This window comes from Bradyrhizobium genomosp. I (2014), assembly GCF_000261685.1.
Lineage (GTDB): Bacteria > Pseudomonadota > Alphaproteobacteria > Rhizobiales > Xanthobacteraceae > Bradyrhizobium.
In genome coordinates this window covers 1-7497 of record NZ_AJQE01000143.1, presented here as the reverse complement: position 1 = coordinate 7497, position 7497 = coordinate 1, and the positions used below count along the sequence as shown (strand labels likewise).

The window sequence follows — 7497 nt, the reverse complement described above, 5'->3', positions numbered from 1 at the left end:
CTGGAGCCGGTGGATGCGCGCGTTGCGCAACTCCGGCGGGAGGGTGCGCTGGCCGGAGATAATGAGAACGCCGTCACGGATGACCGTCTCGACATTGTCCGGATTGACGCCGGGAAGCGCGACCAGGATCAACAGCTCACGCTCGGTTTCGAGTACGTCGATCGGCGGCTCCCAGCAGGCTTCCTGGCGGCCGAACTGCTGACGGAGCCGATCGGCGCGGGTCAGCGAGTCCAGGGCTTCGGATAGCATCCAGTCGAGGGAATTTTTGGGTTGCATGATGCGGGCTCGGGGGTGGGAAAGCCTGCATATGGGGCGGGTTCCCGGGAAATCCAGAGCGGTGGCGCCGAGGTGCCATGCGCCGTCGTGCGACCAAACAAACGAACGCCGCGGCATGGGCCGCGACGTTCCGTCATGGTGGGGGCGTGGGTCAGGCCGCGGTGCGGTACTCTTCTTCCGCTTCGAGGTTGATCACGGATGTGGCGAGCTCCGTCAGGGTGTGATCGGTCGCCTCTTCCTCGTCCAGCGTCTCCTGAAGCAGCCTTGCTGCGTCCTGCATGCCGAGCTCCTCGGCCCAGGTGCGGAGCGTGCCGTAGCGAGAGATCTCGTAGTGCTCGACCGCCTGGGCGGCCGCGAGCAGTCCCGCATCGAGCGCCGGCGCTCCCTTGAACTCCTTCATGATCCCGGCGCCCTCGTCGGTAATGCCGTTGATGGCCTCGCAGGGCTTGCCGCGCGCGGGCTTGCCCAGCATCTTGAAGATCCGGTCCAGCCGCTTGACCTGGCCCTGGGTCTCGCGCAGATGCTTGTTGAAGGCGGCTGCCAGCTCTTTCGACTGCGCCGCCTTCGCCATTTTTGGCAAGGTCTTGATGATCTTGCTCTCGGCGAAATAGATGTCCTTCAGCGTTTCCAGAAACAGGTCGCTCAGCATCTTCGGCGCCTGACGCGGTCGATGCGCCGCGGTCTTCCTGGTCGTGCGTTTCTTCGCTCGTTTAGCCATACGTCCTCCTCATGAGGTGACACCGGAAGGCGTCGCCTTCCTCAATCCTCGGGCGATCAAAACCTTCGGAGAACGAAAGTTCCAAACTGCGGCCGGCGTTCGCGACGGTAGCTCAGGTCGGGCGCCTGCAGGGGTCTTCCTGGCGCTGCTGTCGGGCGATGCCGGCCATGGCGCGAAGCTCGCGATCATCATCGCGGTGGTGCTCGCGGGTTGTCTGCTTTGCATGCTGTGCTTCGTCTCTGCGGACCCGATCGGGCGCACCCTCGGGCGTACCTGAAATGCCGTGCTCTCGCGCGTGCTCGGCATGCTGCTCGCCGCCCATTCCGTGCAGTTCGCCATCAACGGGATTGCGGCCGTCCGGGCGAGCCTGTCGTTGAGGTGCGACAGTCTGCTAATCTGTTGATTTTGCGGTCTGTTTCGGGAAGCGGGGAATTCGGGGACGAGACGGGCCGCGATCCGGTCGCTTTCGCTTGCGCTGCCGCATTGCTTTGACGTACTTCCCCTCTAACAAACGTCCATCGCCAAGAAGCCGAGAAGAAACCGAGATGTCGATGACTGCGGACGAACTCGACAAGAGGCAAGCCATCATCGACGCCTGCCGCCGCATGAACGCGCTCGGCATCAACCAGGGCACCTCGGGCAATATCAGCGTCCGGCATGTGGACGGGCTCCTGGTCACGCCGACCAGCGTGCCCTACGAGACCATGTCCCCGGACCAGATCGTCTTCATGGCCATGGACGGCGCACACGCGCCCGACCAGAAACCGTCCAGCGAGTGGCGCTTCCATCGCGACATCCTGACGTCTCGGCCCGACGTCAATGCCGTCGTGCACGCCCATCCGACCTATTGCACCATCCTCGCAATCATGGGCATGGAGATTCCGCCTGTGCACTACATGATCGCGGCAGCCGGTGGCGATAGCATCCGCTGCGCGCCCTATGCGACGTTCGGAACGGTGGAGCTGTCCGAACATGCGGTGCGGGCGCTCGAAGGCCGGCTTGCCTGCCTGCTCGACCACCACGGCATGATCGCGATCGGCAGGACGCTGGACAAGGCGATGTGGCTGGCCGTCGAGGTCGAGACACTGGCGCGACAATATCACGGCTGCCTCCAGATCGGACAACCGCCGCTGCTTCCGAGCGACGAGATCGAACGGGTCCGCCGGCGCATGGCCGGTTACGGCCTGTCGGAAGGGTAGGGCGGGCCGAAGGTGTTCGTGCGGATCAGACATCTCGTCGATCGCAAGGGGACGAACCGCACCATGGTTCGGCTCCGCGCGCTGTTGCGCAGCAACGAGTTCTACCTGATCCCCCTCGCCCTCGTGATCGGCACGCTCGCGGGTGCGATCGTGACGCTGATGGCTGAGATCGCGCAGATCGCCCATGTGGTGATCTACGGCATTCCCATCGACGTGCGCCTCTCGTCCAACGCCTATGTCAGTCCCTGGGCGGCGCTGATCGCGCCTGCGCTCGGCGGGCTCTCGCTCGGCATCATGGAATGGTCGCGGCGGCGCATGAAGATCTCGAACGCGGTCGATCCGATCGAGGCCAACGCGCTGCGTGGCGGCAATCTGTCGATGCGCGACAGCGTGGTGGTATCCGGCCAGACGCTGATCTCTAACGGCTGCGGCGCCTCGGTGGGCCTGGAGGCCGGCTATACCCAGATCGGCTCCGGTGTCGCTTCGCTGCTCGGCAAGTTCTTCAACCTGCGGCGCAACGATCTGCGCCTGATGGTCGGCTGCGGCGCCGCTGCGGCGATCGCGGCGGCGTTCGGCGCGCCGATCACCGGCGCCTTCTACGCCTGCGAGCTGATCGTCGGCGTCTACTCGGTCGGCAGTGCTGCTCCGATCCTGGCGGCCTCGCTCGCAGGCGCCCTGACTGCGCAATGGCTCGGCGGCGCGCCGTACTCGCTGGAGATACCCAAGGTCAGCGCGGTCGGCGTCGAGCAATATCTGGCACTGATCGGGCTTGCCCTCGTCACCAGCGGCGTCGGCATCGCCGTGATGCGCTCCTCGCCGAAGTTCGAGCGCCTGTTCGCCTGGATGCCGGTCTGGCTCCGTCCGGTGATCGGCGGCCTCATCGTCGGCGGCTTCGCCATCATCACGCCGCAGGTGCTGGCGGCCGGCCATGGCGCCATGGTGCTCGATCTCTTTCACGACATGACGATCGGCCTGATCGCGCTGATCATCGCCCTGAAGGTGACGGCCTGCCTGATCTCGCTCGCCTCGGGTTTCCGCGGCGGCCTGTTCTTCGCGTCGCTGTTCGTCGGCAGCCTGATCGGAAAGTTCTTCGCGGCTGTGCTGCTGCTCATCAGCCCGAACTTCGTGATCGATCCGCTGGTCGCGATGCTGACCGGGATGGCGACGCTCGGTGTCGCCATCGTCGGCGGGCCCCTGACGATGTCGTTCCTCGTGCTCGAGATGACCCGCAACGTCGATGTCACCGCCGTGGTGCTGGCCGGCTGCATCGTCACCTCGATCTGCGTCCGCTTCATGTTCGGCCACTCCTTCTCGACCTGGCGCCTGCATCTGCGCGGCGAGACCATCCGCAGCGCCAACGACGTCGGCTGGCTGCGCAATCTCACCGTCGAACGCCTGATGCGCTCCGATGTCGGCAAGGTGCCGTCGACCACGACGATCGCCGCGGCGCGCGGCGAATTCGCGCTGGGCTCGCGGCCCGGTATAGTCATCGTCAACAACGCGGACGAATATGTCGGCCTCGTCCTGTTGCCCGATTTGTTCTCGAGCGATCTCGACACCATTGCCGACGACATCCAGGTGATCGAGCTTGCGCGCCTGATCGACATCGTGCTGATCCCGGAAATGAACGTGAAATCGGCGATGGCGGTGTTCGACGAGGCCGAGGCCGAGATGCTGGCGGTGGTCGATTCCACCGACAGCCGCAAGGTGGTCGGCTTCCTCACCGAGACCTTCGCCCGCCGCCGCTATGTCGAGGAGATCGACAAGGCGACGAGGGGCGTGCTGGGGGCGCTGTCGTAAGCATCTGCTATCGGGCAGGTGGGGCTGCAACGAGCCAGGCCACGATCCGGCGGACCAGCGGCAGGACCACGAGTAGCGTCGGAAACGCGACCAGCCAGGACAGCGCCCAGGCGCCCGGCCAGATCGCGAGGAACGCCGGCGTTGCGCCGAGGCTCCGCAGCGTCGAAATGACCGAGACCACTGCCGTCATGAAGATCGACAACACAAAGGGCATCACGATCGGCGCATAGTGCGCCGGCAGTTTGCGAACCGCAATCATCTGATTTCTTTCGAGGAAATGGACGCGTCGATCACGTTGAACCCTTGAATGGCATCGATCCCGACCACGTCGGTTGATGCGTTGGTTCACGTGAAACGCTTACGGCGACCGAAAACGGCGCCGCTGTTCATTATCCGCTCAGGTTGGATGGTTCAAGCTGGATCCGATCGTTCGGTTTACAATCGTTCAAAGCGTGGCGGTTTGCCGCGATCGGGAAACCATTTCAGTGGTTTACGCGTTACAGACTGTTTGCCTGCGTATACTTCGGTGAAAACAGAGGAAGATCAAGATGTGTGATGGACCGATGATTTCCGCAGCCGGCCGCAACGCCGTCCTGGCCGCGTTTGCTGGCGTGGCACTGCTCGCAACCTCGGTGTCATCTTCGGCTGCGGCGTCCTCCGGTACGGCCCAGGCGGTGTCCTCAAAGGCTACCGCTGCAGGTCAGGCCACCGCCGCCGTCACCGATTTCAGCGCAGTCCGCCGTCGCCACTACCATCGACGCGGGCCGAGCGCGGCCGGCCTCGCCTTCATGGGTGCGGCGGCGGGGATCATCGGAGGGGTGATCGCCGAGCAGCGCCGCCGCGACTACTACGAGAACCGCTATTATTATGGTCCGGGTCCTTATTACGGCGGCCCCGGCTATTACGGCGGCGGTCCCTATTATGGTCCGCGCTACTACTACCAGCCTTACTAGCTGGGCGAGCGTCTTCGCCCTGATCTGCGGAACGCGTTTTCCGGATTCGTGAGGGACGGTGCCCTTCGCACCGCCCCTTTTCGTTGCATGCGGGCTGTCCGTCGCCCGCGCTGCTTCGCTGGCTTGTCAATCTCCCGTGGCTTTGCCGAAATTCGGAAATTGGCATGTCCGCGATTCAAAATGCGCGGTGGAGGAGCGGCATTGCTGCCTCGCACTCCGTCATGGCGAGTGCAGAGACTTGTCCGCCGAAGCCTTCGGCGAAAGGCGGAAGCAATCCAGAATCTTTCCGCGGTGACAGTCCGGATTGCTTCGCCGCAAGGGCTCCTCGCAATGATGGCGTGCAAGCAGCGAGCGACACACTCCGCTCTGGCGCCGGTCAAATATTCGGCACTTCCGCCCGGGACGCCAATGGACTTGCCCGCGGCAATCCGGTTCAATGGGGCCGCGCCACTTGCGTGAAACTGTCGGGAATGCTCTTTGCTTCGGAGTTATCCGTGGGGCCTCCGGCCCCGATCCAGAGAGATGAGATGAGCAAACTCGTTATCAGCGCCGGCGAATTCACCTTCGATGCCCGCTTCGAGGAACAGCTGGCGCCGAAGACCGTGGCCGCCTTCCGCAAGGCGCTGCCGTTCGAAAGCCACATTATCCATGTGCGCTGGAGCGGCGAGGGCGTGTGGATGCCGCTCGGCGACCTCGATTTCGGCGTCGGCTATGAGAACCACACCAGTTATCCCGCGCCCGGCCAGATCATCCTTTATCCCGGCGGCATCAGCGAGACCGAGATCCTGCTGGCCTATGGCGGCGTGCATTTCGCGAGCAAGATGGGTCAGCTCGCCGGCAACCATTTCATCACGCTGACCTCGGGCCTGGAGAACCTGGCGACGCTGGGCAAGAGCGTGCTGTGGAAAGGCGCGCTGCCGATCCGCTTCAAGGAAGTCTGAGTGACTGACACGAGCTACCCGCGCGATCTCCGCGGCTATGGCCGCAACCCGCCGCATCCGCAATGGCCCGGAAATGCGCGGGTCGCGGTGCAATTCGTCGTCAATTTCGAGGAAGGCGGCGAGAACAACATCCTGCACGGCGACCGCGCCTCGGAAGCCTTCCTGTCCGACGTGCTCGGCGCGCAGCCCTGGCCGGGCCAGCGCCATGCCAACATCGAATCGATGTTCGAATATGGCTCGCGCGCCGGCTTCTGGCGGCTGTGGCGGATGTTCACCGCGCGCAACTGGCCGACCACCGTGTTCGGCGTCGCCACCGCGCTGAAGCGAAATCCCGAGATCGTCGCGGCGATGAAGGAGGCGGCCTGGGATATCGCCAGCCACAGCCTGAAGTGGATCGAGCACAAGGACATGACCGAGGCGCAGGAGCGCGCCGAGATCGAGCAAGCGATCCGCGTCCACCTCCAGGCGACGGGCTCGCGGCCGCTCGGCTGGTACACCGGGCGCTCCTCGATCAACACCAACCGGCTGCTGATGGAGGAGGGCGGCTTCCTCTATCTCTGCGACTCCTACGCCGACGATCTGCCCTATTGGGTGAAGGGACCAGGCGGCAAGCAGCTCATCATTCCCTATACGCTAGACGCTAACGACATGCGCTTCATCAACCCACAAGGGTTTGCCGAAGGCGAGCAGTTCTTCACCTATCTGAAGGATGCATTCGACGTGCTCTATGCCGAGGGCGAGACCGCGCCGAAGATGATGTCGGTCGGCCTGCACTGCCGCCTCGCCGGCCGGCCCGGGCGCGCCGCAGGGCTGATGCGCTTCCTCGATTACATAGGCAAGCATGAGCGCGTCTGGGTGCCGACGCGATTGCAGATCGCCCAGCACTGGCACGACAAGCACGCCCATCTTGCCGCCGACGCATTCGAGATCGGGTGAGAGGCAATGTGGCAGATCTCGCTCGCCGATCTCAACGCTGCAAGCAAGGCCGATTTCGTCGCGGCGCTCGCCAATGTCGTCGAATATTCGCCATGGATCGCCGAGCAGCTCGCGGCAAAGCGGCCGTTTGCCGGCATCAATCAGCTGCACGCCGCGCTGATGGCGATGATTCAGAGCGCCGAGCCTGACGCTCAGTCGGCGCTGATCCGCGCGCATCCCGATCTCGCCAACAAGACGCAGCGCGCCGCTGGCCTCACGGCGGAATCGACCGACGAGCAGAACAGCGCCGGGCTCGACCGGCTGTCGGACGCCGAATATGCGGCGTTCGAGCGTGCCAACAACGCCTATCGCAACAAGTTCGGCTTCCCCTACATCGTCTGCGTGCGCCGTCACACCAGGGATTCCGTGTTGCGCGATTTCGAGACGCGACTGCTCAATATCGCCAAGACCGAGACGCGACGTGCGATCGAGGAAATTGGCCGCATCTCCGCGCTGCGGCTGGACCAACTCGTCATTGCCGACGACAGGCTGAAGGTGCACGGCCGGCTCTCGACGCATGTGCTGGACAATCACATTGGCAGGCCCGCGCCGGGCATCCCGATCGAGCTGGTGGAGCTCGCGAGCCTCGGCGAGAATCGAGTCATCGCGCGCGCGGTGACCAATGCCGACGGCCG

General features: G+C 64.3%; 9 protein-coding genes and 1 pseudogene. 7 read left to right on the top strand and 3 right to left on the bottom strand.

Going from position 1 to position 7497, the window contains the following annotated elements; genetic code table 11:
* On the bottom strand, nt 1–276 hold a 276-nt coding region (locus IC50_RS13795; RefSeq protein WP_035705197.1), incomplete at its 3' end, for an Hsp20/alpha crystallin family protein.
* 151 nt (nt 277–427) lie between these two features.
* Nucleotides 428–994: a YciE/YciF ferroxidase family protein gene (locus tag IC50_RS13790; protein ID WP_035705193.1), complete on the bottom strand. Its 567-nt coding sequence runs from the start codon at nt 992–994 to the stop codon at nt 428–430.
* A 145-nt stretch (nt 995–1139) separates the two neighbouring features.
* Between IC50_RS13790 and IC50_RS13785 the strand changes: the two are divergent.
* The 3 genes and pseudogenes from IC50_RS13785 to IC50_RS13775 form a co-directional block, all read left to right on the top strand.
* Nucleotides 1140–1397 (top strand): annotated as a pseudogene (locus IC50_RS13785) (MarC family protein); the annotation flags it as partial.
* Between the two features lie 142 nt (nt 1398–1539).
* Nucleotides 1540–2193 carry a class II aldolase/adducin family protein gene (locus IC50_RS13780; RefSeq protein ID WP_193374118.1) on the top strand — a complete coding sequence of 218 codons (654 nt, stop codon included), beginning with the start codon at nt 1540–1542 and terminating at the stop codon, nt 2191–2193.
* 12 nt (nt 2194–2205) lie between these two features.
* Nucleotides 2206–3993, top strand: a complete 1788-nt coding sequence (locus IC50_RS13775; protein WP_035705192.1) for a chloride channel protein — start codon at nt 2206–2208, stop codon at nt 3991–3993.
* Between the two features lie 7 nt (nt 3994–4000).
* On the opposite strand, the gene IC50_RS13770 is transcribed toward IC50_RS13775, so the two are convergent.
* On the bottom strand, nt 4001–4252 hold the full coding sequence (locus IC50_RS13770) for a DUF2798 domain-containing protein (protein WP_035705189.1): 252 nt from the start codon (nt 4250–4252) through the stop codon (nt 4001–4003).
* 289 nt (nt 4253–4541) lie between these two features.
* Between IC50_RS13770 and IC50_RS13765 the strand changes: the two genes are divergently transcribed.
* From IC50_RS13765 to uraD, 4 genes are all read left to right on the top strand, one after another.
* Nucleotides 4542–4946: a hypothetical protein gene (locus IC50_RS13765; protein WP_050990987.1), complete on the top strand. Its 405-nt coding sequence runs from the start codon at nt 4542–4544 to the stop codon at nt 4944–4946.
* Between the two features lie 527 nt (nt 4947–5473).
* On the top strand, nt 5474–5887 hold the full coding sequence (locus IC50_RS13760; RefSeq protein ID WP_035705181.1) for a DUF3830 family protein: 414 nt from the start codon (nt 5474–5476) through the stop codon (nt 5885–5887).
* Nucleotides 5888–6823 carry an allantoinase PuuE gene (gene puuE / locus IC50_RS13755; RefSeq protein WP_035705178.1) on the top strand — a complete coding sequence of 312 codons (936 nt, stop codon included), beginning with the start codon at nt 5888–5890 and terminating at the stop codon, nt 6821–6823.
* A 6-nt stretch (nt 6824–6829) separates the two neighbouring features.
* Nucleotides 6830–7497 (top strand): 2-oxo-4-hydroxy-4-carboxy-5-ureidoimidazoline decarboxylase (gene uraD, locus IC50_RS13750; RefSeq protein ID WP_035705174.1); only part of this gene is annotated, 668 nt, incomplete at its 3' end.

Bases quoted from the DNA above. Each gene is read 5' to 3' on its own strand.
- IC50_RS13765 (WP_050990987.1), top strand. From the start codon at position 4,542: ATGTGTGATGGACCGATGATTTCCGCAGCCGGCCGCAACGCCGTCCTG.
- IC50_RS13790 (WP_035705193.1), bottom strand. From the start codon at position 994: ATGGCTAAACGAGCGAAGAAACGCACGACCAGGAAGACCGCGGCGCAT.
- IC50_RS13770 (WP_035705189.1), bottom strand. From the start codon at position 4,252: ATGATTGCGGTTCGCAAACTGCCGGCGCACTATGCGCCGATCGTGATG.
- IC50_RS13780 (WP_193374118.1), top strand. From the start codon at position 1,540: ATGTCGATGACTGCGGACGAACTCGACAAGAGGCAAGCCATCATCGAC.
- IC50_RS13760 (WP_035705181.1), top strand. From the start codon at position 5,474: ATGAGCAAACTCGTTATCAGCGCCGGCGAATTCACCTTCGATGCCCGC.